Genomic DNA, 24352 nt, shown 5'->3' on the forward strand with positions numbered 1-24352 from the left:
CCCCGGGTCGTCCCGGTCCACCCCTCCCCCGCCTCACGGGGCCGCGGGATCGCGGAGGCCGTCGTCGAGCGTGCCGTAGTTGTGCTGCGGCAGCACGTCCGCGTCGTAGTCGGCCTTGACCCAGGTGCCGAGCACCATCTCGGCGGTGATGCCCGGGCCGAAGCCGGCCAGCAGACCGCGGTGGCCGTCGAGCGCGGTTCCCTCGTCGAACATCCGGGCCAGGGCGTCGAGCACGACGCAACTGGCGATGTTGCCGTACTCGGTGAGCGTGGCACGGCTGAAGCGGAACGCCTCCGGGTCGACGCCGAGGAAGTGGCTCAGGTCGTCCAGGATGCGCGGGCCGCCCGCGTGGATGACGTAGAAGTCCAGCGCCGACGCGTTCCACTGGTGCTCCTCGGCCACGCGGCTGAGCACCGGCGCCAGCGGCTCCATGGTGCCGGGCACCCGCTTGTCGAGCTGGAAGTGGAAGCCGGTCTGGCGCACCGCGTAGGAGATCCACGCCTCGGTGTTGGGAATGAGGTACGAGGAGTTGCGCTCCAGCCGCATCCCGGTGCCGCCGTTCCCCCGGACCACCGCGGCCGCGACACCGTCGCCGAACAGCCCGTTGGACAGCAGCGTTCCGACGCTCAGGTCGGTCGGCTGGTAGCACAGCGAGCAGAACTCGCAGGCCACGATGAGGACATTGGCCTCGGGGTACGCGGTGCAGAAGTCGTGCGCCCGGTTGATGGCCGCGCCGCCCGCCGCGCAGCCGAGTTGGGCGATGGGCAACTGCCGTGTGTCGTGCCGGAAACCCATCGTGTTGATGAGCCATGCCGTCAGCGACGGCATCATGAAGCCCGTGCACGAGACGTAGATGATGAGGTCGATGTCCGCGGCGGTCAGTTCCGCCTCGTCCAGCGCCTGGCGCACCACCGCGGGCACGCGCGCCTTGGACTCCTCCTCGTAGATCGCGCTGCGCACATCGAAACCCGGATGTTCCAGCACCTCGTCGATCGGGCGTATCAGGTGCCGTTTCCGGACGCCGGTGTTCTCGATGAGCCGGAGGGTCAGGCCGAGTTGCGGGTGGTCCTTGTGCAGCCGTCGTGCCAGCTCGAGCGTCTGTTCGCAGGTGATAACGTTGTCGGGAACCGCGATCACCGGCTTGCACAGAACTGCCATGATTGGCTCCATTCCTGTCCCTCTGGCGGGCAATGGTCCACGCGATGTGTCGCCCCGGCGTATTCCTGCCGGGGCAGACCCGTACCTGTCATGGAAATCAGTAGGGAAGTACGGGCAATTCACCTGCGGCGCCCCAATGGCGCCGGATATCACACGTGGGCCCAAAACGGAGTCGGAAGACATTCGGACCGGTCACCGTCGGTATGACGTGGTAACTCATTCACTTTCTGGTCCGCCCAACAAAAAGTACGGCAGCGGGACCCGGAGCGCACGTCGGAGGCGGTCGCGCCCCGCACGGCACGGTCACCGCACCCCGGCGCCGGCCCCGCCCCGTACGGGCGGAACCGGCGCCGGGGCACTCGGGGCGGTTTCTACCAGCCCACGTGCAGGGCGACCGGGTAGCGCCAGATCGACGTGGCGCTCCAGCGCACCTCCTCGGCCGGCTTGGCCAGCCGCAGCTCCGGGAAGCGGCGCAGCAGCTCAGTGAAGGCGACCTGCAGCTCCATCGTCGCCAGCGGGGCCCCGAGGCAGTGGTGACCGCCCCAGCCGAAGGTCATGTGCGGGGCACCGGTGCGCTCCAGGTCCAGCTCGTCGGGGCGCTCGAACTTCGCGGCGTCGCGGTTTGCGGTCAGGTACGAGACGTGCACAATGTCCCCGGCGCGGATCAGAACGCCGCCGAGCTCCACGTCCTCGGTGGCCACCCGCGGGATGCCGACGCCCTTGCGGAACGGGATGTGGCGCAGCATCTCCTCGATGGCCTGCGGGATCTTCTCGGGGTGCGCGCGCAGCGTCGCGAGCTCGCGGGGCCGGGTCAGCAGCGTGTAGGCGATGTTGCCGATCTCGTTCGACGTCGTGTCCTGGCCGGTGATCAGCAGCACCATGGCCATGACGGTGAGTTCCTTGTCGTTGAGGATCTCGTCGCCGTCGCGGGCCGTCGCCAGCACGCTGATCAGGTCGTCGCCGGGGTGCGCGCGCCGCTGCGCGGTCAGGTCCGCGAAGTACGCGCGCAGGTCGGCCTTGGAGCGCACGGCGTCGTCGCGGTTGTCCGGGCTGAAGTCCATCAGCGTGCGGGCGTGGGCGCGCAGCCGCCACCGGTCGTCCTCGGGGATGTCGAGGACCTCGCAGATCGCGGTGAGCGGCAGGGGCGCGGCCAGGTGCTCCACGAGGTCGGCCGGGGGGCCCTCGGCGGCCATCGTGTCGAGGAGTTCGGTGACGACGCGCTCGATGTGCGGGCGCATGCGCTCGACCTGGCGCGGGGTGAAGCCCTTGGAGACCAGGGACCGCAGCCGGCTGCTGTCCGGCGGGTCCATCACGTTGATCGCCTCGTCCTGCACGATCGGCTCGGGGGTCATGCGGGGGAAGTCCTTGCCGACGACGCCGCGGCGGCTGAAGCGCCGGTCGGTCGTCACCGTCCGGACGTCCTCGTAGCTCGTGACGAGCCACGCCTCGCCCTCCCCGTGGGGCAGCTTGATGCGAGAGATCGGTTCGTTCTCCATCAGGTGCTTCAACTGGGGGTCGAATTCGAGGGCCACGGCGAAGTCGAAGGGGCAGTCGTGCGCGGAGGGACCGGAATCCATGCGATGCTCCAGTGAGCCTGGACGTCAGGGAACATCTCACAACAAATCGCCCCCGGGGTCCCCACGGCCACCGCAGCAAGCCCATCCGGGGGACCCGCACCGGACGGCCCGGCGTGGCGCGCCCCGGGGCCGCCGGCGGCCCCGGCGTCCCGGGGTCAGGAACGCCGGCGGGGCTTGCCCTGCTTGCCGCCGCGGCTCGCACCGCCCTTGGCACCCCCGGACGCCCCGCGCGGGCTCTTGCCACCCGCCCGGCCGCCGCCCGCCTTCTGCGCCGTCTTCCCCGCGGCCTTTCCGGCCGCGGGCTTGCGCCGCGCGGCGCCGGCGTCGGGGCGCTGCTCCTTCGCCTGGGCGGTCGCGTCGGGGCGGCGGCCCCGCGTGCTGTTGACCGTCCGGCCGCGGACGACGCCGATGAAGTCCTCCACCAGGTCCGTCGTCGCGTCCTCGGGCCAGGACAGCGCGACGCGCGACTGCGGGGCGTCCACGAGCGGACGGTAGGTGAGGTCCCGGCGGTGGTGGAGCCGGGCCAGGGACTGCGGGACGACCAGCAGGCCCACGCCCGCCGCCACCAGCTCGACCGCGTCCGCGGTCGTCGCGGGCCGCTCGATCGCAGGCCGGCCGGGGGGCCGCTCCCAGTCGAGGGTGTCGTCGAGGGGATGGAAGAGCACCTCGTCGGCCAGGTCGCCGGTGCTCACCTCCTCGACCGCCGCCACGGCGTGGTCCTTGGGGACCACGACCACGGTCGTCTCGGTGTAGAGGGGGATCGCGCTGAGGTCGGTGCCGTCCACCGGGAGCCGTACGAAGCCCGCGTCGGCGCCGCGGTCCCGCAGCAGTCCCGTGACCTCGGCGGAGGGGACCGCGACGAGTTCCAGAGGGGCGGCGGGGAACCGCTCCTGCCAGATCCTCACCCATTTGGCGGGTGTCACGCCCGGCACGTACGCGAGCCTGAACTGGGGGGATGCTTCCGAGCCTGTCACCAGGACAGGCTACCCGGGCCGCGGCGGGGACGGCCCGTCCACGCGGTCGGAGCGGGCCCGCGGGGTCGATATCCTGGACGTATGACGTCGCACCACAGCACCCAGACCATGAAGCCCGCCACCGCGGCCAAGAAGCTGGGTGTGTACCTCGAAGCCACTCCCGCCGAGTTCCAGGAAGGCGTCGTCTCCCGCGACGAGCTGAACGCGCTCCAGGCCGACCCGCCGGAGTGGCTGCGGGACCTGCGGCGCGACGGGCCGCACCCCCGCCCGGTCGTCGCGGCCAAGCTGGGCGTCTCGATCGCGGGCCTGGCCCGCGGTGGCGTCACCGAGCCGCTCACGACCGAGCAGATCGACGCGCTCAAGCAGGACGTCCCCGAGTGGCTGGTGAAGGAGCGCGCCACGCAGGCCGAGGTCCGCAAGGAGGCGGCGCGCCTGAAGGAGCGGAACGCCGAGCGCGAGGAGCGGGCGAACCGGTCGCGCTGACCCGAGGGTCCCAGGGGTCCCGGAGGGCTGCCCCGTCACGCGGAGGTGGGGAGCGATCCGTCGGCGACGAGGTCGAGCAGACCCGGGAAGCGTTCCTGGAGGTCGTCGCGGCGCAGCGAGACCACCTTGCGGCGCAGGGGATCCGCCAGGGCGGCGAAGACGGAGCCCAGATCCATCTCCCCGATCTCGGGGTGGCCTTCGGCGTCCGGCATGTTCCCTCCTGGTCCCCTTCTGCCCCGGATACGACAATCACGATACCTCAGGGGTATGTGCGGCCTGGCGGGCGAGCCATGAACATATGCGGACCTTTCCCCAGGCCCGCCGCCCGCGCCTCCGACCCTCCCTGACGTGCCGTCAACTCCGTACCGGACAGCGGAAATCAGCCACGGCAGGCCCCTCCCTGACCGAGCCGCGGGACGGCGGAGCGAACGGGGGTCCGACCGCGATATGGTGCGCCCCGGGAGGGGCCTCGGCGTGCGGTGCCGGAACGCCCAGGGGAGGGATGTGCCATGGGCGCACCAGACGCCGCGATCCAGCGGGCAGAGCGGGCGCTCGGCGTCGCCTTCCCCGAGGACTACCGCTCCTTCCTCTCCGACCCGGGCTCCGTGGCCCGGCACTTCCTCCCCGCCGGTGACTTCCTGACGCTCTGTCCGGTCGGCGACCTCCTCGGCCTCAACGACGCGGCGGGCCCGGCCGGCCGCCTGCCCGGCGCCGTGGTCATCGGCGGCGACGGCTGCCGCGAGCTCCTCGTCTACGACTTCCGGCAGCAGCCTCCCCCGCTGCTCCTGATCGACTCCGCGACCGCCGCCTGGTCCGAGGGCCTCCGTCAGGCGGCCACACTGACGGAGTTCCTGACCCACTTCCCCGAACACGGCTGGCGCTGGCACTAGCCGCCGCCGGGTGCCCGGCGGCCCGGCCGGCCTCCGTCGACCGGAAAGCCGATCACGGCGGCCGCGTCCGCGACGGCCGTGAAGGACACGGTGCCGCGCAGAGCGCGAACCGTCCACGTACTCGGCGCGCAAGGCGTCGATGTCGACCGGCGTCCCGTCGTACCGCTCCGCGAGATTGCGGAACGCCCCGGGCGCCGGGCCGGTCGGCAACCGGAAGAGCCGGTCGGCGCCATCGGGATCCGCGTGCCCCTCGGGGAAGTCGATCCCGCCCGCGTGCCGGCGGTCGTCGTCCGACGCCCGCCACAGACATGCGGTCACGGCGAGCATGCCGTCGTCCAGGAAAGCCGGCTCCGCCACATGCCCCTGGAACGACCGGGGAACGTCGTCCACCACACCGCCGCACTCCGTCGTCACTGAGGGGCCTACGGTGCCCCCGCGCCCGGAGTTCGACGCAGGGTGGGCGCTCGACTACTCCCCGGAAGAGGTACGCGGGTCCCCGGTGGGCGCACGGAGGGCGCCGCCGCCCTTGCGCAGGCGCGCCGCGACGTGCGCGGGCATCAGGGGGGCGTGGGTGCTCAGGATCTCCAGGAAGGATTCGGTCACCGGGTCCGGGGTGGTGCGGGTGTATCCGGTCAGCCGGCGCCGCACAGGCGGGTCGGGGCGCAGGACGAGGCCGCCGAAGTGCGGCGGGATGGTGTTGGCCGGGACGAAGGTGGGCCCCAGCCCGGCGGCGGCGTACTCGACGGCAGACGGCGCCTGCTCGGTGCGCACGGCGATCCGGGGCCGGAACCCGGCGGCGGCGCAGGCGTCGTCGAGGATGTCGGAGAGGCCGCTGTCGGGTGTGAAGTGGACCCATTCGCGGTCCGCGAGATCGCCGAGCCGGACGTCCGGTGCGCGGCCGGCGGCGGCCCGGTCGCCGGCGTCGGTGACGACCAGGAACTCCTCCGCGCCGATGGGCCGCGCGGGGCCCTCCCAGTCCTCGGGCAGGGGTCCCACCGCGACGTCCGCCTGGCCGGCGGCCATGGCCTGCGCGAGATCGTCCCATCTGCGGTGCTCGAACAACCGGACCCGCACCTCCGGATGCGTGCGTCGCCAGCGGCCCAGCACCGCGGGCAGTACACCGGAGCTGACCGAGTAGAGCGTCGCGAGATGCAGCTCGCCGGTGGCGACGCCCGCGGCACGCCGGGCGGATGTGGTGGCCCGGCCCGCCTCCGCGAGGGCCGCACGAGCGTGCGGCAGCATCGACCGGCCGGCCGGGGTGAGCCGGACTCCGCGGGGCAGCCGTTCCAGCAGCGGGCCGCCCACTTCCCGTTCCAGTGCCCGGAGTTGGTGCGACAGCCCCGGCTGCGAGATGTGCAGGCTCTCGGCGGCCCGGGTGAAGGACCCCTCGTCCACGATGGCCACCAGATATTCCAGCTGGCGCAGCGTTGCCATGCATTCAGGATATCGAAGGGATACAAAACGTCTCTTGGACTTATGGCCCGGACCGGGCGAGGCTGGATGGCGTAGGGCGATCCACGCGGTGCCGGTCCCGGACCGGCGGGCGGATCGCACCTTCCGAGACCTCATCGGCACTGGAATTCCCCGGGAGGCGCTGTGCCGCTCACATCTTCCGATCCGATCGTGGTGGGAAACATCGCTCTGTCCTTTCACCGTGCCGCCGCTGCCGTCGTCCGCCGTGTCCTGGAGTCCCACGGGCACCCGGTGGCCGGTGCCGAGGGCGTGCACGAGGAGATGTTCGGTCTCCTGGAGCACGGACGGGTCGACGTGCTGGTGTCGGCGTGGCTGCCGTCCAGCCACGGCCGGTACCTGTCCGGCTTCCGGGACCGGGTGCGGGTGCTCAGCCCGCACTATCAACCGCACTGTGTGTGGGCGGTACCGCGGTACGTCCCCTTCGACATGGTCGGTGAGGTGTCCGATCTGGTCCGGCCCGAGATCGCCGGCCGTATGACAACGGCCATCGACGGGATCAACCCCGGAGCAGGCATCAGCCGCTTCTCCGCCGCGATGGTGAAGGCGTACGGGCTGGACAGGGCCGGGTACAGGTTCAGGCCGGGCACCGAAGGGGATTTCGTCGCCCGGGTGGGACGCGGTATCGCCGCGGGCGAATGGTTCGTGATCCCGCTGTGGCGTCCGCAGTTCCTCAATCGCCTGCACCACCTCCGGCCGCTCGAGGAGCCCAAGGGACTGCTGGGAAGCGTGGACGACGCCTGCCCGGTCATCCGCAACGACGCCCTGGAGCGCGTCGGCCCCGAGGCCGTTGCCCGGCTGGATGCCCTGGCCCTGGGCAACGACGGCGTCGAGGAGATCGACGCCTTGATCAACGTCGACGGGCTGAGCCCGCTGCAGGCCGCCGACCGCTATCTGGCCGCGCACCCCCGCGAGGTCTCCCTCTGACACGGCCCCCGGTACCCGGGCCTGTCCCCCACCGAACTGGAGTCACCCCCATGAACGCGACGACCATGCGAGCCGTCGGCTATCTCAAGAGCCTCCCGATCGACGACGAGAGCAGTCTGATCGACCTCGAACTGCCCGTTCCGAAGCCGGAACCGCACGATCTGCTGGTGAAGGTCGAGGCCGTGGCGCTCAATCCCGTCGACTTCAAGATGCGCCAGAACAGCGATCCCGGCGGCACGGCGAAGGTACTCGGCTGGGACGCGGCAGGGACGGTCGTCGCGGTCGGCGACGAGGTGCGGCGGTTCGAGGTCGGCGACAGCGTCTACTACGCCGGTGCCATCGACCGTCCGGGCACCAACTCCGAGTACCACGTGGTCGACGAACGCATCGCCGCCCGCAAGCCGGCCTCCCTCTCCTTCGCCGAGGCCGCCGCGCTGCCGCTGACCTCGCTGACCGCCTGGGAAGGGCTGTTCGAGCGCCTGGGCCTGGAGAACGGGGCCATGAACCAGGACGGCGCCCTGCTCGTCACCGCGGCGGCCGGCGGCGTGGGGGCCATGGTCGCCCAGCTCACCCGCGCGCTCACCAGCCTCACCGTGATCGGCACCGCCTCGCGCCCCGAGACCGTCGACTTCGCCACCCGCATGGGTGTGCAGCACATCGTCAACCACCACGAGCCGCTGGTACCGCAGCTGGCCGAGGTGGCGCCGGGCGGGATCACCCACGTCTTCAGCACCACGGGGACCGACCGCAATCTGCCCGACTACGCCGAGGCGCTGAAGCCCTTCGGCCACATCGTCGCCATCGACGACCACGACAGCCTGCGCGTCGGTCTGCTCAAGCCCAAGTGCATCGCCTTGCACTGGGAGTTCATGTTCACCCGGTCACTCTTCCGCACGCCCGACCAGGACCGGCAGCACCACATCCTGACCCAGGTCGCCCGCCTCGTGGACGCGGGCATCCTGAGGACGACGGCGAACAGGGACCTGGGACCGGTCAACGCGGCCAACCTCCGCGAGGCGCACCGCGTCCTCGAATCCGGCTCCACCGTCGGCAAGGTCACCCTCACCGGGTTCTGACGGCCGTCGCCGCGGAGGAACGGCTACGGCGCGAGGAGCGCACCCGCGAGGGTCCGGGCGAGCCAGTCCTGGTACTCCTCGACACTCCATTCGCAGACGTCGACGAGCCGTTCGTACACCTCGATCGAGGTGAGGGCGTAGGCCTCGTCGGCGGCCCGGTCGGCGGTCAGGCCCGGGCGCAGGGCGCCCACTTCGGCCAGATGCCCGGTCAATTGGCGGCTGCCGGTGCGGCGCTGCCGCTCGGTGTCGGCGAGCAGGTCGCCGGCACCGGCGCCGCCCGCGGCGGCGGCCGCGCGCAGCACGCGGTGGACCGGCCCGATCCGGCCGAGGATCGCGACCGCCATCGCCGCGTACATCGCCAGTTTCCTTGCCGGGTCGGGCTCTTCGACGATCGCCCGCACCGCGGGGCGTTCGCTCTGCGGGACCTGCCGGCCGTCGCCGGCCAGCGTGACGTCGTACACGAGCTTGACCAGGGCCGGTTTGCCGCCCGGGCAGGTGGCGTACAGCGTCTGCACGGCAACGCCGGCGGCCGTGGCGACGCCGCTCATGGTGGTGTCCGCGAAGCCCCGCTCGATCATCAACGCCCGCGCGGCCTCGGCGATCCGCAGCCGGGTCGCCTCGGCGTGCTCGCGCCGCAGTTCGCTGTTGTAGCGCCGCTTGTGAGTGCCTTCCATCGGGGTTCATCGTGCCATACGATTCGCAAGACACGTCTCTAATGAAAAGCTGAAAGTCTAGCCAAATAGGGGTGGGGCCCATGCGTACCGTCGTACTGGAGATCGTCCGTGGCGGAGCGGCGACACTGCTCGGGCTCTACGCGGGGGGTGTGTTCTTCGCCGTGATCGCGCCGTCCGTCGGGCGGCTCCCCGGCCCGGTGTACGTGCCCTATTGGAAGGCGCTCAACACCGACTACGGCCGGGTGATGCCGCCGTTCCTCCTCACCTGCCTCGCGCTGCTCGTCGCGACGTGCGCGCTCTCCTACGGGCGGGGCAGGACGGCGTTCTGGCTCAGCGTGGCCGCCACGGTGCTCGTGCTCGCCACGATCGTGCTGACCGTGACGCAGATGGAACCGCTCAACCGCCTTGTCGACGGCTGGAGTCCCGACGACGCCCCGGCCGACTTCGCCGCCGTCCGCGGCCGTTGGCTGGCCCTCCACACCGTCCGCACGGTCCTCGCGGTACTGGCCTTCGTCAGCCTCCTCACCGCCCAGGGAACCGACCGGCCGAAGCCGCCGCACGCCCGTCCGGCCACGGCGGTCGTCGGCGTCGGCGTCGCGCGGTAGGCCGCGGCCCGGTCAGAACTCCAGCTCGACGTAGTCGATGTCGGTGAACTCGACGTTCAGGCCCTGGGCGCGGCGGCCGCGGTCCTTGAAGTAGATCTCCTGGAGGCCCTCGGCGGCGATGGCGCGCAGCTGCTGCTCGGTGGCCCCGGCGTCCTGGGCGGCGAAGAGGCGGGCGGCGTACGCGGGCGGCAGGGACTGGGTGATGAGGCGCACGCGGCTGTCGTCGGTGGAGCCGGGCGCGGCGGTGAAGCCGAAGCGGGCGCGGGTCTCGATGACGATCCCGCCGGTGGTGGCCGCGCGCTTTTTCGCACGCTCGCGGACACGGGGCTGCCAGCGCTCGCGGACGGCGTTCTCCAGCCGGGCGGCGAGGTCCTTGCGGGGATGCTTCAACTGGCCCGTGACGTACCGCTCGACGGTGCGCTGGGAGACCCCCAGGAGGGCCGCGACGGCGCGGGTGCCCTTCTCGTGCTTGACGAGGAACCGCATGCGCGACGGGGCCGACTTGGGGAGAGGGCGGGTGAAGGTCGCCGCGCTCGCCTTGTCGAGGCTGTCACCGAGGACGCCCATGGGTGCTCTCCCTACTCGCCGTCGGCGGCGGCGTCGGTGCCCTTGATGTGGCGGGCGGGATTGTGCCCGTCCTCCAGGAGTTCGGCGGCCCACATCAGCGACTGGGTGCCCTCGTGCTTGACCATGCCGGGCGAGACCCCGAGGCGGAAACCGCCCGCCAGGGGCTTGCCGTCGGCGCTGTACGGCAGGAAGTCCAGGGGGCCGGGGCCGTCGGACAGATAGACGGCGCAGTCGGAGAGCACCGCGATCGGGTGCAGGCCGACGGCGGCGAGCCTGAGCATCTTGCGGTGCATGTTGACGCGGGCGGTGGCGATGACGGCGGCCCTGATGTCCGGGCGCCAGGTGGGGCGTTCCAGGGCCGGCCAGCGCTCGCCGGGCCGGTAGCCGGCGCCCTGGGGACGTTCGCGGAGCTTGCCGATGCCGCCCTTGACGGTGGCCTTGATCGCCGACAGCAGCGCGACCCGCGCCGGGTCGGTCCGCTTGTGGCGCTCCATCGCGGCGAGGAACTCGCCTTCCGGCATGCCCGGAACCACTCCCAGTTCGCCCATGGTGGCCAGATAGGCGTCGCGCAGACGCGTGTACCAGGCGTCCAGGTACGGTCCGTGCTCGGGCCGCACGTACGCCTCCAAGGGGGCGACGCCGTGACCGAGTTCGGCGGCGTAGGCCACCGTCGGCGTGGCGTACCAGGCGGGGCCCTCGGGGCGGCCGCCGTGCGGGGTGAAGGGGTTCGGCAGCCGAGGGTCGAGGTCGACGCCGGACAGGTCGACCAGCCAGCAGCCGGGCAGGGCCTTGTCGAAGGCCGGGGCCTTCACGTGCACGGGCTCGCCGAGCCCGACGGTGAGCCGGTTCGCGGCGGCGGCGAAGGCCATGTTGACGTCGACGCCGACGGCGTACGGCTGCGCGCACTCGGCGTCGGTGAGGAGTTCCGGGTCGCGGATCCAGTCGTACGCCTCCTCGTCCAGTACCTGGTCCGGGGTGCGCTGGTGACCGCGCGGGTGGAGCGCGGCGACGACGGGGTGCTCGTCGGGGGCCTCGGGCGGTGCGGGGTCGGCCGGGCCGGTGAGCGCGCCGGGGTTCGGCCCGGACACCCATGCCCCGGTCGCCGGGTCCTTCACCGCCCGGGTGGGCGGGCGCAGGGCGGTCATCAGCTCCAGGCCGGACACGGCGGTCGAGCCGCGCGGGGTCAGCACGCGGGAGGCGTACGCGGCGAGCATCTGGGCGAGTTCGGGCGCCGGCAGGCCGGCGGCACCGCCCCACGACCTCGTGTCCAGCGCCCCCCAGGGCAGGACGGCCAGTTGCACGCACTGGCGCCGGCCGCCCTCCGCGGGCCGGAACACCCGGGCCCACGGGCCGAAGCCGCGCTGGGTCAGCTGCCATCCGGCCCGCGTGATCCGCCGCACGACCGCGTGGTCCGCGGGCAGCCTCAGACCGCGGCGGTCCTCCAACTCCGCGGGCAGGCGGAGTCGTTCGGCCGCGGCGGCGGTGAGCACGATCAGCGGGTCGGCGTCCTTGCCGTTGCGGTGCAGCCGCGCCGCGCCGAGACGTGCCTCCGCCAGCGTCCACTCCACCAGGGACGGGATGTCCTGTGCCGGGCAGCTGAGCACCAGGCCGCCGGCTCCGTACGCCGATCCGTCGCCGTCCAGCACCGCCAGTGGGCCGTTCACGAACCGGGGGTCGGGCGCCTCCTGTTCGGCGTCCCGGGTGCGGCGTCCCGCCTGCGGCGCCCGCGCGGCGGGGGCGGCCGGGGCCTGTGGCTGTGACTGCGGCTGCGGTTCCGGCTGGGGCTGCGGCTGCGGTGCCGCGTCCTGGGCGAGCTGCCCCGCGATGCCGTCCAGGAGCTTGGCGTACGCGGCCCGCGTGGCGCCCTGCGGTTCGCTGCGGCCGGCCTCCCAGCCGGCCACCGTGGTACGGGTGACCTGGAGCGCCTCGGCGATCTCGGCCTGGGTGAGGCCGTACGCGGTGCGCAGCCGGGAACGTTCGGCGGGCTCGGGGAGGGCGGTGCGGCGGGGTCCGGACCGCAGGAGGGCGTCGACGGGGTCGGGGCGCTGGGACTTCGTCACGCGTCATGCCTCCCCGGAGCGGTGGACGTCACGCGGCGCGGCGTCGAGGAACGCGCGCAGGTGCTGGCCGGTGAGGATGCGCGCGGGGTTGCGTCCCGGGGGCAGCGGCAGCCGGTGGCCGAGGGCCCACTGGAAGCGGCGGGCCGGGGCGAGGTCGAAGACGTAGCGGCCGTCCGCCGCGTCGTCGCAGCGGCTCCCCCGGATCTCGAAGGCGCCGACGCACACCCCTCCGTCGACGAAGGCGAGCAGGAAGTCGCCGTGCGTGGCGACGGTGCGCGCCGCGAAGCGCCAGCCGCGCCCCGCGCCCTCCGCCACGGTCCGGCCGTCGCGCAGCGACTGCCGGACGTCGACCGCAAGCATGCACTCCTCCGACTCCGACCGGGGGCGGGCCGTCCGGCCGTTCCGGCCGGTTCACCCGCGCAACGACGGACTTTATCAGCCGATAAAGTCCGTCGCGATCATCCCCGCGCGGAGCCGCCCGGTGTGTCGCGAGGGCTCCTCAGAAGACGATGGTCCAGCCCTCGCGCCCGGCCTGCTCCGCGGTGTAGGAGACGCCGTGCACCTTGCGGCCGTCCGCGTCGAGGAGTGTGATCGCGCCGCCGCGGTTGCCCAGTTGGAGCGGGGCGGCGAGCGTGAACGCCAGGGCCGCCCCGGCCGGGAGCGGTCCGGCGGGCACGGCGCAGCCGTTCTTCAGGCGGTCGAGCAGGGTCCAGCCGGTGAGGTCGACCGGGGCGGGTGAGGCGTTGAGCAGCGTGACGGTCTCCGTCTCGGGGGCGGGACCGGGCGGATTGGCGAGGGCGGCCACGATCCGGACGCGCTCCTCGCCCGCGCCGGGTCGCGGGCCCGCGTCCTCCAAGGCGTGGCCGGTGATGTCGTCGGTGTGCCAGGCCTGGCTCTGGAAGGCGAGGAAGATGCCGACCCAGCGCGGCTCGCCGGGGAAGCGGATCAGGAGGCCGCCGTCCTGCCAGACGCCGTCGTCGCCGCGGAACCGGCCGCTGTTGCCCTGGTTCATGTGGATGTCGTGCACGCCGTTGCCGGGCAGGAAGCCGAACACCTTGTCCTTGACGCCCGGTTCGGGTCCCCAGCGCTCGCCGAAGACGTACAGCCGCGCGTCCGGGTCGGCGACGGCGCGCTGCACGTAGTGGTCGAGGAGGTCGGCGAGGTCGTTGTCGGGGCCCTGGGCGTCCGGCGGCAGGGTGCGCATCCGCGCGGGGTCGAGGAGATTGCCGCGGATGTAGTCGAGGTTGGCGCCGCCGGGACCGGCCGGGAGGGTGTTCCAGCCGCTTCCGAGGTCGCCGAGGGGCTCGGTGAGGGGGTGCCGGAGGTCGTCCTCGACGAGGTACAGCAGCTCGGAGGGCTCCTCCTGGGACCTGACGTTGACGGCCGCTCGGTAGTGGGTGCCGCCGCCGTCGGTCAGGTGGATCTGATAATGCGGGGTGTCGGAGGCACCCTCCCGGCGAACGCCGGTCGCGCGGGCGACCAGGACTCCGTACGACTTCAGCGGCATCGGGTTCTGCTCCTTCGCGTGGGGCGACCGCGCGAGCTGTGCGCCGGACGCCCCCAGTGTCGCAGCGGGGCCGTGGGCCGCGCGGCGAAACCTCCCGTTCCGCCCGGGAGTTCACCGTACGGACGCGGCCGGGGGGCGTTCGCGCAGGGCGCCGTACCCGAAGAAGTAGGCCGGAAGCAGCCGCAGCCGGCGCGAACCGGCGAGCGCGTTGGCGACGCGTCGACCGCGCGCGGCGCTGCCGAACGGCGGCTCCCCGCGCAGCACGGGGGCGATGACCCGGGCGTGGGCGATCCGCTGGAGGGTCTGGGTGGCGGCCGTGGTGGGCCGCCTGCGGCGCTGCACAGCGCGTACGTCGCGCAGGCCGACGCCGCCGCGGCGCAGGGGCTCGACGAGATGCCGGGCGGTGGCCACGGCGTCCTCGACGGCGAGGTTGATGCCGATGCCGAAGACCGGGGACATCGCGTGCGCGGCGTCGCCGATGCACAGCAGTCCGGGGCGGTGCCAGCGGCGCAGCCGTTCCAGGCGTACGTCGAGGAGCTTGACCTCGTCCCAGGAGCGCAGGGCGCCGGTGCGGTCCCCGAGCCACGGCACGGCGGTGGCGTAGTCGGTGAGGAAGCGCTCGAGTCCGTCGGCGCGGCGCTCGGCGTCGCTGCCCTTGGGGATGAGCGCGGCGCACTGCCAGTAGTCGCCGCGGTCGATCATCGCGGTCAGGAAGCGGTCGCCGGCGCCGCCGACGAGTCCGTGCGGGTCGCCGTCGTGCCGGGGCAGCCGGAACCACCAGGCGTCCATCGGGCAGTCGTAGCGGCGCAGGCCCAGTTCCGGCCGGGAGCGCCCCAGTGATCCCCGCCCGTCGCAGGCGACGGTGAGGTCGGCGCGCAGCTCGCCGGTGCGTCCCTCCGAGGTGCGGTAGCGCACCCCGGTGACGCGGCCGCGCTCGATGAGGAAGGAGGTCGCCTCGGTGTTCATCCGCAGGTCGAAGGACGGCTCGCGCCCGGCCTCGTCCGCGAGAAGTCCGAGCAGGTCCCATTGGGGCACCATCGCCACATAGTTGTAGGGGCCGCGCAGCACTTCGAGGTCGGCGACGGTGACCAGCGACCCGTCGGTCCCGACGGGCAGCTGGAGGGTGCGCACCCGGCGCTGCGGCAGCGCCGCGAAGCGTTCGGCGAGGCCGAGATCGTCCAGCAGGGCGAGGGTCGAGGGATGCACGGTGTCGCCGCGGAAGTCGCGCAGGAAGTCGCCGTGCTTCTCCAGCACGGTGACCGCGATCCCGGCCCGGGCGAGCAGCAGGGCGAGCACCATGCCCGCGGGGCCGCCGCCCACCACACAGCACGTGGTCCGTTCCATCCGCGCCCTGCCCCTCCGGCAGTGCACAGACACCGCCATATCGGTACATAATATTCTTATTGTGATCACAGCCTCGCGCGCCGGTCCCGACGCGCGCCCCCACGTTCCGGAGGCACGATGAGCCGGCAACCGGTCCTTCTCCCCTACGCCGACCCGGCCTTCGTGGCGGACCCCTTCCCGTTGTACCGGGAACTCAGCCAGGAGGGCCCGGTACGGCGGGCCGTCATCGCGGGCGGTGTCGAGGCCTGGCTGGTGACACGCTTCGAGGACGGTCTCGCCGCCCTCTCCGATCCCCGGCTGAGCAGCGACGTCCGCGACGCGTCCGACCCCCGCCTCATGGAGATGCTGCCCGTCACGGAGCGCGAGTCGATGCTGAGCAGCATGCTGCGCTCCGACCCTCCCGACCACACCCGTCTGCGCCGGCTGGTCTCGAAGGCGTTCACCGCCCGCCGCATCGCCGAGCTGCGGCCGCGGATCCAGGAGGTCACCGACCGCCTGCTGGACGCGATCGTCCCCGAGGGGCGCGCCGACCTCGTCGCCGACTTCGCGCTGCCGCTCCCCGTCACCGTGATCAGCGAGCTGCTCGGGGTGCCGTCCACCGAGCAGGACGACTTCCAGCGGTGGACCGACGAGATGATCATGCGCGGGGCGGAGCCGCCGGACCCGGTGAAGGTCGACGCGGCCTGGCGGCAGATGCGCGCCTACCTGGTCGGCCTCCTGGACGACAAGCGCGCCCGGCCCGGCGACGACCTGCTCAGCGCCCTCATCACCGCCCGGGACGAGGAGAACCGGCTCGACGAGGACGAGCTGATCGCCATGTGCTTCCTGCTGCTGGTGGCCGGCTACATCACCACGGTCAACCTGATCGGCGGCGGCGTGACGGCGCTGCTCGCCCACCCGGAGCAGCTGCGCATGCTGCGGGACGACCCGGAACTGCTGCCCGGCGCCATCGAGGAGTTCCTGCGCTGGGACGGTCCCGTCAGCCCCGGCATCGCGCGCTTCGCGCGGGAGGACGTCGAGATCGCGGGCACGGCCGTTCCGCGCGGCGCGACCGTCCTGATCGCCTCCGCCATCGCCGACCGCGACCCGCAGCGCTTCCCCGACCCGGACCGGCTCGACATCACCCGCGGCGACAGCGCCCACCTGGCGTTCGGCCACGGCATCCACTACTGCCTCGGCGCCCCGCTGGCCCGCCTGGAGGGCCAGATCGCGATCGGCACGGCCTTGCGCCGCCTCCCCGGGCTCGCGCTCGCCGTGCCGCCGGAGGAGATCCGCTGGCGGATGGGCGGACTGCGCGGGCCGTCGTGGCTGCCGGTCACGTTCACGGCCGGTGCCCCTGAGGAGGCGGGCCGGGAGGCCGGGGTCGCGGCGTCGTAGCAACCCCCACCGCCGCGCCGGGGCAAGCGGGCGGAAGTGCCTCGATAGGCGGTATCGATCAAGCGATAAAAAGCCGCATTTGGACACGCGGAGGGCCGGGACCTCAGGATTTTCTGCGTGCCCCGCACCACGGACGACGACCCGCCGTGTCCGGGAGTCGGGGCCGAATCCGAGGTGTTCCCGTGCTGCTCCCGCGCATTCCCCCACCCTGCGCCGCGTCCGGATCCCGCCCCACGACGGGCCGCGATCGGGAGAGGCGGCGCCATGGCGACTAGCCCGCCCGAGACCACCGTGACCGCGCATGCCCCGGCCGGCCCCGCGGAGCGGGCGCCGGCCCGGTGGTGGCGTTCCACGGAGCCGCGGCCGGCGCGGCGCACGGTCGTGTCGGCGGCCGTCACCACGTCGGTGGGACTGGCCCTCGTGGTGGCCCTGGGAACGCTCATCCACCAGACGGTGCTGATACCGCCGCTCGCGGCCACGACGGCCATCGTCACGGCGACCCCCGGCTCGCCCCTCGCGCAGCCGCGCCATGTCTTCGGCGGCCACCTGCTGTCCTGCCTCGTCTGCTTCGTGGTGCTCGCCTTCGGCTGGCACGGGCCCTGGGCGGCAGCCGTGGCCTGCGGCATCGCCTGCGGCCTCGTCCTCGTGCTCAAGGCGGCCCACCCGCCCGCGATGGCGACCGCCGTCATGATCATGCTCACGAACCCGCCGGCCCATCTCTTCGTGCCCCTGCTGGCCGCCGGACTGGCCCTGCTGGTCATGGCACAGATGGCCTCGTCCCGCCTGCAACGAGAGGTCTACCCCACCACGTGGTGGTGAGCCACCGCGACACGGAGTGGGGCGGCGCACCTGACCTGCAGCCGCCCCACTCCGCCCCGTGTGCCGGTCAGCGCACCGTCCGCACCGCCTGCTCGATGACGCGGGCGACGGCGTCCGGGTGGGACACGGTCACGGCATGGGAGGAGCGGACCGTCGCGATGTGGGCGTGAGCGCGCTCGGCCATCCACACCTGAAGCTTCGGAGGGATGATCCGGTCGTCGGTGCCGACCAGGGCCCAGGAGGGGATCGTCTTCCAGGCGGGTTCACCGGAAGGCTCGTGCAGGGCCGTGCCCGTCCCCGGCCGCTGCGTGACGGCCATCAGCCCGGCGGTGCCCGCGGGCACGTCCGCACCGAACGCCTGACGGAACTGGGACTGGTCGATGGACAGGTCCACGTCCTTGGAACCGTCGGGATTCGTGATCGGGACGGGCCGGAGCACCTGCCCGATGACGCTGCCCGGGAACTTGCCCGCCAGATCGTCGGCGCTCTCGCCCTTGTCGGGGAGGAACGCGTCCGTGTACACCAGCGCCTTGACCTTGTCGGAGCCCCGGGCGGCGTTGCTGATCACCGCGCCGCCGTACGAGTGCGCGGCCAGGACCACCGGCCCGTCGACGGCGGCCAGCACACTCTTGACGGAGGCGGCGTCGCCGCTCAGACTCCGCAGCGGGTTGGCCGCGGCCACCACCGGATAGCCGTCCTTCTTCAGCTTCTTGATGACACCGTTCCAACTGGAGGAGTCGGCGAACGCCCCGTGCACGAGCACGACGGTCGGCTTGGCGCGCTGCGGGGAAGCGGCCTTCGCCGTGCTCGCCGTGCTCGCCGTGCTCGTCGCGCTCGCCGCATCGACCGACGTGGCGAGGAGGCCGGCGGCGGCCGCGGCCGCGGCCAGCAGGACGAGCGGAGTACGGGCACGGGGGTCCATCGAGAGACGGGTCATGGGAAGTCCTTTCCGAGCGGATGGTTCAGCCGTGCAGGGCGAACAGCCGCGGGGCTGCGGGTCCTTCGGATGCGGCGACGCGGGGATCCCGGCACCGGACAACGGCGGGTCGGCCCGCACAATCGCCAGGCTCCGCCCTGCTCACACCCCTTACGACAAAGCACCAGCCGAAAACGTGACATTCGGTGTGGAAAGGGGCAACGGGCGGGCACTCGGGGAAAACGGGTGACGGGCGACGTCGATCCGTTGAACCGCTCGGCCGCCCGCCGCGTATCCGTCACTGCGGGTCGCGCCGGGTCGGCGGTGTGCCGCCCGGCGACAGAAGGGGCCGAACGATCTCAGTGCAGGCGAGCCGTCCTCCCGCGAGCAGCACCCTCGGCGTGCCCGTGCCCGCTCCCGTGCCCGCTCCCGTTCCGGTGGGACACGTGCGGCAGCAGCACGTGGCGGGCCTCGACGGCCTCCGCGGCCTGGCCGCTCTGTACGTGGTCCTCTTCCACTGCTGGCTCTACACGTTCCCCGGCTACCCCGACAGTTCGGCTCCCTGGTGGCTCGACGGGCTGATGTTCGGCCGGCTCGCCGTCGTCTTCTTCCTGGTGGTCTCCGGCTTCTCCCTCGCCGTCACTCCGGCACGCAACGGCTGGCGGACCGACGGACTGGCCCGCTTCCTGCGCCGCCGGGCCTGGCGCATCCTGCCCCCGTACTGGGCGGCACTCGTGATGAGCCTGCTCATCGCGTGGTTCGTGGTGCCGGCCTCGCATTTCGGTCCGCCCACGGGCAGGTCCGTCCTGGTGTACGGGCTCCTCGCCCAGGACATGGTCACCGCGCCGACGCCGAACGGGGCGTTCTGGTCGATCGGCGTCGAGGCGGAGCTCTACCTCGTCTTCCCGCTCCTCCTGTTCGTGCGGCGCAGACTGGGTGCCGTGGCCCTGGTCGCGGGCGTGGCGCTCCCGGTCGTCGTCCGCGGCCTGACGGCGGCCAACGCCTCCCCCGTGGAGGGCGACAACTGGCTGACCCCGCACCTCGCACCCGCGTTCGTCGCCGGCGTGGCGGCTGCCGGGGTCGTCGCCGCATCGGCCAAGGTGCGGCGCCTGCCCTGGCATTGGCTGGCCTCCGCGGCGGTCGTTCCCGTCCTCGCTCTCGGCATCGCCAAGGGACCGGTGTGGACGGTGAACCACTACTTCTGGATCGACCTGGCCATCGCGCCCGCCATGGCGATGCTGCTCGCCGCGGTCGCCACGGGACGCCCCGCCGTTCTCGTACGCCTCCTGACCGCACGGCCCCTGAGCAGCCTCGGCGGCTTCTCGTACAGCCTCTACCTCATCCATCTGCCGATCGTCATGACCGTCGTCCGGCGCATCGCCCCGCGGTTCGTGCCCCCCGGCCTGCCCACGTTCCTGCTCGCCCTCGCCGTGGCGCTGCCCGTTTCGGTGCTGGGCGCGTGGCTGTTCGCCCGGTTCTTCGAGACGCCGTTCAAGCGGCACCGTTCCTGGAAGTCGTTGCTCAAGCAGGGCCGTTCCGGTGCGGAGGGGCGTGAGTGAGCAGCACGTCGGCGGCACCGGAGCCCGGGTCCACTCAGCGCAATCGGGCGGCCCGGTCGTAGCTCTCTCGCAGCCACGGTTCCCTGGCGGCGGGCATCCGCGCGAGCGTGTACTGGAACGCTTTCCCGGACGGCTGGAAGAGGTACGACGGGTGCGGCGGCAGCGGATCGTCCCGCTCCACGCCTGCCGGCAGCCCACCGACCGCCGGCAGCCGGGTCCGGTACGGCGGAAAGGCGAGCTCGGCCCAGAGCCCGGCGTCCATGGGTACCGGCAGCGCGTCGCCACCCGGCTGCCACACCTCTCCGGTCTGCGGATGGACCGGGACCAGCACCAGGTCAGCGGCCGGCTCGCCGAACCCCGGGCCCGCCAAGTCCAACCGCTTCGCGCCTTCCCCGGCGGGCAACAGCGCGCCGAGTGCCCGGCCCAGGAGTTCGTCCACCGGTCCCGGCGCCACCTCGACCGGCATACCCCCGGCGGCCACCACCACCCGTGCGAGAGCCACGCCCGCCGGGATGTCCCGGAACTCGCTCAGCCGGTTCTCCAGCGCCCCGGCACTCGGCAGCTCCGCCCAGTCCATGACCGGCCGCTCCGGCGGGCCCGGCAGCCGCACCACTGCCTGCGGTTCGAGCTGGACGAGCTGCCAGTACCCGCAGTCGTCCGTCCTCGTCGCGACCGGCAGATCACAGCCCAGGCACGCGAGGTTCGGCCCGTCCCTCCCGTCGATCCCCATGCAGTAGCCGTCGGCCCGCTCAAGGATCAACCGTGTGCCGCGCATGTCGCCGGGCGCGAGGATGACAGTGTCCGACAACGCGTACAGCGCGGGATCTACGGCGTAGGAACCGGACTCCAGCAAGGGCGGATGCAGCGTCTCCCAGTGGGTGTCGGCCAGGTGGATCGGCAACGCCACCTCCGACACCGCCTCCGTCAGGACCGCCCCGCAGCCCGCACACCCGAATACCGCCAAGCTGTCCCCTCCCGCGGTCGAAGCGCCTGCATCCCACCAAGCGGCGGTTCGGAGCGCAAGGGGTTTTCGCGTGCTCAGGCCGAAGTCGCCTGCGGCGCGCTCGTGTCGAGACGGGCGAACAGGTCGGCGAGCAGAGGTGCCGCGTGCTGTTCGAGGTAGAAGTGCCCGCCGGGGAAGGAGCGCGCGGCGAAGCCCGACCGGGTCACCGCGGACCAGGCGTTCACTGCGTCCTCGTCGACGTGCTCGTCCTGGTCGCCGTAGTAGGCGACGACCGGGACATCCAGCCTCCCGGGCGCGAGATGGTCCCCGTAGCGGTCCAGGAGGCGGTAGTCGGCCCGGATCATCGGCAGGAACAGCTCACGGAGCTCCGGGCTGGCCAGGGCCTCCGCGTTGGTGCCGCTCATGGAGACCAGGTCCGCGACCAGTTCCTCGTCAGTGGCGTCGGCGAGCCCCCGTGAGCGCGTCTTTCCCGGTCCGGGCCTGCCCGAGACGCACAACGCCGCGAGTCCGGGCGCGAGGGGACCCGCCGCCAGGCGTGCCGCGACCTCGAATGCCACGGACGCGCCCATGCTGTGCCCGAAGAACACCAGCGGCCTGTCGGCGAGCCCCGCGCATGCCTGGGCGATCGGCTCGGCGAGCTCCTCCATGCTCCGCGCCGGCGGTTCGGCAAAGCGGTCCTCGCGTCCCGGGTACCGTACGGCCAGCAGCTCGACGTCGTCGGGCACGAGCCCGGACCAGGGCCGGAAGAAGTTGGCCGCGCCTCCGGCGTGCGGGAAGCAGAGCAGACGCAGCCGCGGGGCCGGGCAGTTCCGCAACTGCCGGAACCACGGTGAGGGCCATGTCCCATTGGCCGCGGTGTGCATGGCATCTCTTCTCTGTCGTGGGCGTCGGAGGCCTTCGGCGTCCCGCGCGACACACAGTACGGTGCCGGGTTTCCCGGGCTGCCACCGCAGCGCCGGTCACCGGCTTTCCGGAGGAACGCAGTCTCAGCCCGCCGAACAGGACTGTCGGGACGGCTCCGACGCCGTGGTGCCCGGGACAACATCGAGAATGCCCCTATGACTGAAGAACTGGTGAGGTTCCTCGAGGCCCGACTGGACGAGGAGGCCGACTTGGCTCGGCGGTGCGACGGTGACGGATGCGGGGAGTGGTCTGCCCACGGACACACGGTCGACTTCTGCCAGGTCGACCTCTCCGGCTTCCACCCCACGATCGCTCTGCATGTGGCCCTGCACGACCCGGCCCGCGTCCTGCGCGAAATCGCGGCCAAGCGGCGCATCTTGGCCCGTCACGCCCGCGACCCCTGGCCGTGCCACGACCTGCGCGACCTTGCCTCCCCCTACGCCGGCCACCCTGACTTCCCCGCCCGGACTTGAAGCGCTGCGGCGATTGCGGACCGCTGTTCGCGCATGACCGAATAGGGCTGGCCGAGGGCGTGGCCGCCGTCGACGTGAAGAATGTCGCCATTGACATAGGCCGATTCATCGCTCGCCAGATACACGGCAGCGGCCGCGACGTCCTCCGGTTCTCCGACTCGGGTGATCGGGCTGACTTCCTTCAGAAGAGGAAGCATTCTCCCCGAAACCTCCGCCAGCACTTCCGGGTCTTCGGACTGCTCGGCACCGTACCCTGCGACCTTGGCGAATATCCCCGTCGTGACGCCGCTCACGCTGATGGTATTGACCCGGACCCCGTACTGCCCCATCTCCGCAGCCGCCCAGTTGCTCAAATGATGCAGCGCGGCCTTGGAAACGGAATAGTCCAGCCCCGTAATGGCCGCCCTCATTCCCGCGACACTGCCGATGTTGATGATGCTCCCCGAGCCCTGCTCCCGCATGAACCTGCCTGCATGTTTTATCCCCAGCATCGGGCCGCAGACATTCACTTCGTACACGCGCCTGAAATCGTCGAGGTCGATCTCGGTGACGGAAGCAATGGTCGCCGGCGCCCCGGCGTTGTTCACCCATATGTCCAGCCCGCCGAAGTGGTCGACCGCCGAGCGCATGAGCTGCTGGACGTCCCTCTCGACCGACACGTCCGCCTGGACAAAGAAGGCCGCTTCCCCCAGGGGTTCGGCTGTCGACAGGCCGCTGTCCGGCCGGCGGCCGGACAAGACCACCCGGGCGCCCTCGTCCACAAAACTTTGAGCTATGGCGGCACCGATTCCGCTTGTGGCGCCGGTTATTACCGCGACTTTCCCGTCGAGCCTTTTCATGTCCGCTCCGATACGCGTGTGTGGACCACGCCCAGCGCGCTCATATCTGGCAATAGCTACGAAACTAACACGTATCTACGTCATCGGTGAGGTCGGCGGCACTCGATCGACTGCAAGGACGGGCGGCAGCGTCTGTCGTCATGGCATGATTCCGATGTGACTCCGATCCGAAAGGGCGATGCCGCGTAGGTCGCCCGGCGCGTTGCGCGCCCAGACGCGGTTGAGCCGGGGCGGTTCCCGGCGGTTCAGTCAGATCTCGGGACTTGGGCGCAGTGCCCAGGCCGCCGTCCGCCGCCTGGAGGCGGACCGGTTCCATGCCGGATATCTGCGCGATGGCCTCGATCAGTTCGAGCAGTTCCTTCGGGGCCCGGGGCGATGGCTCTACGTCCCGTTGGCCGACTGCCCGTGCCACGATCCGGTCTCCGGCCGCGACACCGTCGAAGTGATGCTGAACGCCCTGCCGTCGCGCGCTCGGCGTGAACTGCGAGCGGTCATCGGGCGGCTGGACGACGAGTTCGAACGGCGGACCCTGCCCGATCCGACCGCTCCGGTGAAACCCGGGCTCGGCTGGTGGCATCGGCGCCTGACGGAACGGTAGTTACCTGCGGCGGGCAACTCATGCCGGGCCGACGACGAGGGCCGAGCGTGATCGAGGAGCCGCGTCACGGATGCATTCGTGCACTCCGACTCCGGCCCGATCGGTTCCCGCGCGCCGATCAAGCCGGGGCGGACAGCGCTCGGTGGACACCACCTGTACCTGTGGTTCCTCGGCGACTGCGACTGCCGGCCGGCTGAGTCCCGGAGCCATGGCGGGACGGCTGCGCCGACGGCCAGGGAGTGCCGCAGCCGGCGGGCCTCCGTGATCCAGCGGAACAGCACCAGTGTCACCGCCGTGCGACCAGGAGAATCCGGCTGCCCGAGTGCAGCCGATCGGTTCGGCGATGACGCGTGGTTGCACTGCCCGACTAGGGTCCGTCTTCAAAGATCATCGGGTGGTGGATCATGGTGGGGTGATACGTCGCCATGAACTCACCGACCGGGAGTGGGAGTTGCTCGCTCCGTTGATACCGCGGGCCGCCACGGGACGACCTCGCGTGGCGGACCGGCAGGTCGTCAACGGCATGGTCTACAAGATCCGTACCGGAGTCTCCTGGCGTGACCTGCCCGAACGCTACGGGCCATGGCAGACG

Annotated in this window: 26 protein-coding genes; 11 read left to right on the forward strand and 15 right to left on the reverse strand. The window is 72.1% G+C overall.

What is annotated here, in order from left to right:
* Positions 1–33 precede the first annotated feature (33 nt).
* The 3 genes from ACIP64_RS10595 to ACIP64_RS10605 all read right to left on the reverse strand — a co-directional run bounded on the left by ACIP64_RS10595 (position 34) and on the right by ACIP64_RS10605 (position 3709).
* Positions 34–1158, reverse strand: a complete 1125-nt coding sequence (locus ACIP64_RS10595) for a type III polyketide synthase (protein ID WP_401583731.1) — start codon at positions 1156–1158, stop codon at positions 34–36.
* A 371-nt stretch (positions 1159–1529) separates the two neighbouring features.
* Positions 1530–2735 carry a cytochrome P450 gene (locus ACIP64_RS10600; RefSeq protein WP_401583734.1) on the reverse strand — a complete coding sequence of 402 codons (1206 nt, stop codon included), beginning with the start codon at positions 2733–2735 and terminating at the stop codon, positions 1530–1532.
* A 155-nt stretch (positions 2736–2890) separates the two neighbouring features.
* A complete protein-coding gene (locus ACIP64_RS10605) occupies positions 2891–3709 on the reverse strand; it encodes a LysR family substrate-binding domain-containing protein (protein WP_401583737.1) in 819 nt (272 codons plus the stop codon).
* A gap of 81 nt (positions 3710–3790) precedes the next feature.
* Between ACIP64_RS10605 and ACIP64_RS10610 the strand changes: the two genes are divergently transcribed.
* Positions 3791–4192: a DUF5997 family protein gene (locus tag ACIP64_RS10610; protein WP_401583740.1), complete on the forward strand. Its 402-nt coding sequence runs from the start codon at positions 3791–3793 to the stop codon at positions 4190–4192.
* A 35-nt stretch (positions 4193–4227) separates the two neighbouring features.
* Here the strand turns inward: ACIP64_RS10610 and ACIP64_RS10615 are convergent, their stop codons facing one another.
* Complete coding sequence (locus tag ACIP64_RS10615; RefSeq protein WP_401583743.1) at positions 4228–4404, reverse strand: hypothetical protein; 177 nt, start codon at positions 4402–4404, stop codon at positions 4228–4230.
* Positions 4405–4701: 297 nt separating this feature from the next.
* Between ACIP64_RS10615 and ACIP64_RS10620 the strand changes: the two genes are divergently transcribed.
* On the forward strand, positions 4702–5082 hold the full coding sequence (locus ACIP64_RS10620; protein WP_401583746.1) for an SMI1/KNR4 family protein: 381 nt from the start codon (positions 4702–4704) through the stop codon (positions 5080–5082).
* A gap of 468 nt (positions 5083–5550) precedes the next feature.
* Here ACIP64_RS10620 and ACIP64_RS10625 read toward each other — a convergent pair whose 3' ends face one another.
* A complete protein-coding gene (locus ACIP64_RS10625; protein WP_401583748.1) occupies positions 5551–6516 on the reverse strand; it encodes a LysR family transcriptional regulator in 966 nt (321 codons plus the stop codon).
* Between the two features lie 189 nt (positions 6517–6705).
* Here ACIP64_RS10625 and ACIP64_RS10630 point away from each other — a divergent pair, with 189 nt between their 5' ends.
* Both ACIP64_RS10630 and ACIP64_RS10635 read left to right on the forward strand, forming a co-directional pair.
* Positions 6706–7479, forward strand: coding sequence for a glycine betaine ABC transporter substrate-binding protein (locus ACIP64_RS10630; protein ID WP_401583751.1), 774 nt, complete (start codon positions 6706–6708; stop codon positions 7477–7479).
* A gap of 50 nt (positions 7480–7529) precedes the next feature.
* Positions 7530–8555: a zinc-binding alcohol dehydrogenase family protein gene (locus tag ACIP64_RS10635; protein ID WP_401583754.1), complete on the forward strand. Its 1026-nt coding sequence runs from the start codon at positions 7530–7532 to the stop codon at positions 8553–8555.
* A 23-nt stretch (positions 8556–8578) separates the two neighbouring features.
* Here ACIP64_RS10635 and ACIP64_RS10640 read toward each other — a convergent pair whose 3' ends face one another.
* Positions 8579–9229 (reverse strand): TetR/AcrR family transcriptional regulator, encoded by a 651-nt coding sequence (locus ACIP64_RS10640; RefSeq protein ID WP_401583757.1) that lies wholly within the window; start codon positions 9227–9229, stop codon positions 8579–8581.
* Between the two features lie 80 nt (positions 9230–9309).
* Between ACIP64_RS10640 and ACIP64_RS10645 the strand changes: the two genes are divergently transcribed.
* Positions 9310–9834: an anthrone oxygenase family protein gene (locus ACIP64_RS10645; protein WP_401583760.1), complete on the forward strand. Its 525-nt coding sequence runs from the start codon at positions 9310–9312 to the stop codon at positions 9832–9834.
* A 12-nt stretch (positions 9835–9846) separates the two neighbouring features.
* Here ACIP64_RS10645 and tpg read toward each other — a convergent pair whose 3' ends face one another.
* From tpg to ACIP64_RS10670, 5 genes are all read right to left on the reverse strand, one after another.
* A complete protein-coding gene (tpg, locus tag ACIP64_RS10650) occupies positions 9847–10401 on the reverse strand; it encodes a telomere-protecting terminal protein Tpg (RefSeq protein WP_401583763.1) in 555 nt (184 codons plus the stop codon).
* Between the two features lie 11 nt (positions 10402–10412).
* On the reverse strand, positions 10413–12461 hold the full coding sequence (gene tap / locus ACIP64_RS10655; RefSeq protein WP_401583766.1) for a telomere-associated protein Tap: 2049 nt from the start codon (positions 12459–12461) through the stop codon (positions 10413–10415).
* Between the two features lie 3 nt (positions 12462–12464).
* The gene (locus ACIP64_RS10660; RefSeq protein ID WP_401583769.1) at positions 12465–12821 is read right to left on the reverse strand and encodes a hypothetical protein; all 357 of its coding nucleotides are present in this window, start codon (positions 12819–12821) and stop codon (positions 12465–12467) included.
* 139 nt (positions 12822–12960) lie between these two features.
* Positions 12961–13968, reverse strand: coding sequence for a DUF2278 family protein (locus ACIP64_RS10665; protein WP_401583772.1), 1008 nt, complete (start codon positions 13966–13968; stop codon positions 12961–12963).
* A 111-nt stretch (positions 13969–14079) separates the two neighbouring features.
* Positions 14080–15312 (reverse strand): FAD-dependent oxidoreductase, encoded by a 1233-nt coding sequence (locus ACIP64_RS10670; protein ID WP_401583775.1) that lies wholly within the window; start codon positions 15310–15312, stop codon positions 14080–14082.
* Between the two features lie 117 nt (positions 15313–15429).
* On the opposite strand from ACIP64_RS10670, the gene ACIP64_RS10675 reads away from it, so the two are divergent.
* On the forward strand, positions 15430–16689 hold the full coding sequence (locus ACIP64_RS10675) for a cytochrome P450 (protein WP_401583778.1): 1260 nt from the start codon (positions 15430–15432) through the stop codon (positions 16687–16689).
* Between the two features lie 264 nt (positions 16690–16953).
* Complete coding sequence (locus tag ACIP64_RS10680; protein ID WP_401583781.1) at positions 16954–17508, forward strand: HPP family protein; 555 nt, start codon at positions 16954–16956, stop codon at positions 17506–17508.
* Between the two features lie 67 nt (positions 17509–17575).
* On the opposite strand, the gene ACIP64_RS10685 is transcribed toward ACIP64_RS10680, so the two are convergent.
* The gene (locus ACIP64_RS10685; protein WP_401583784.1) at positions 17576–18445 is read right to left on the reverse strand and encodes an alpha/beta fold hydrolase; all 870 of its coding nucleotides are present in this window, start codon (positions 18443–18445) and stop codon (positions 17576–17578) included.
* Positions 18446–18870: 425 nt separating this feature from the next.
* On the opposite strand from ACIP64_RS10685, the gene ACIP64_RS10690 reads away from it, so the two are divergent.
* On the forward strand, positions 18871–19983 hold the full coding sequence (locus tag ACIP64_RS10690) for an acyltransferase family protein (RefSeq protein ID WP_401583787.1): 1113 nt from the start codon (positions 18871–18873) through the stop codon (positions 19981–19983).
* Between the two features lie 34 nt (positions 19984–20017).
* Here ACIP64_RS10690 and ACIP64_RS10695 read toward each other — a convergent pair whose 3' ends face one another.
* Together ACIP64_RS10695 and ACIP64_RS10700 are read right to left on the reverse strand one after the other, a co-directional pair.
* Positions 20018–20890 carry a hypothetical protein gene (locus ACIP64_RS10695; RefSeq protein WP_401583790.1) on the reverse strand — a complete coding sequence of 291 codons (873 nt, stop codon included), beginning with the start codon at positions 20888–20890 and terminating at the stop codon, positions 20018–20020.
* 131 nt (positions 20891–21021) lie between these two features.
* Positions 21022–21810, reverse strand: a complete 789-nt coding sequence (locus ACIP64_RS10700; RefSeq protein WP_401583792.1) for a thioesterase II family protein — start codon at positions 21808–21810, stop codon at positions 21022–21024.
* Positions 21811–22005: 195 nt separating this feature from the next.
* Here ACIP64_RS10700 and ACIP64_RS10705 point away from each other — a divergent pair, with 195 nt between their 5' ends.
* A complete protein-coding gene (locus ACIP64_RS10705) occupies positions 22006–22323 on the forward strand; it encodes a DUF6221 family protein (protein WP_401583795.1) in 318 nt (105 codons plus the stop codon).
* Here ACIP64_RS10705 and ACIP64_RS10710 read toward each other — a convergent pair.
* Positions 22287–23162, reverse strand: a complete 876-nt coding sequence (locus tag ACIP64_RS10710; protein ID WP_401583797.1) for an SDR family NAD(P)-dependent oxidoreductase — start codon at positions 23160–23162, stop codon at positions 22287–22289. The two genes, ACIP64_RS10705 and ACIP64_RS10710, sit on opposite strands and share 37 nt — an antisense overlap.
* A 202-nt stretch (positions 23163–23364) precedes the next feature.
* Between ACIP64_RS10710 and ACIP64_RS10715 the strand changes: the two genes are divergently transcribed.
* Both ACIP64_RS10715 and ACIP64_RS10720 read left to right on the forward strand, forming a co-directional pair.
* A complete protein-coding gene (locus ACIP64_RS10715) occupies positions 23365–23760 on the forward strand; it encodes a hypothetical protein (protein WP_401583799.1) in 396 nt (131 codons plus the stop codon).
* Between the two features lie 412 nt (positions 23761–24172).
* Positions 24173–24352 (forward strand): transposase (locus ACIP64_RS10720; RefSeq protein ID WP_401583802.1); only part of this gene is annotated, 180 nt, incomplete at its 3' end.

Source organism: Streptomyces sp. NPDC088733 (assembly GCF_044751185.1).
GTDB lineage: Bacteria > Actinomycetota > Actinomycetes > Streptomycetales > Streptomycetaceae > Actinacidiphila.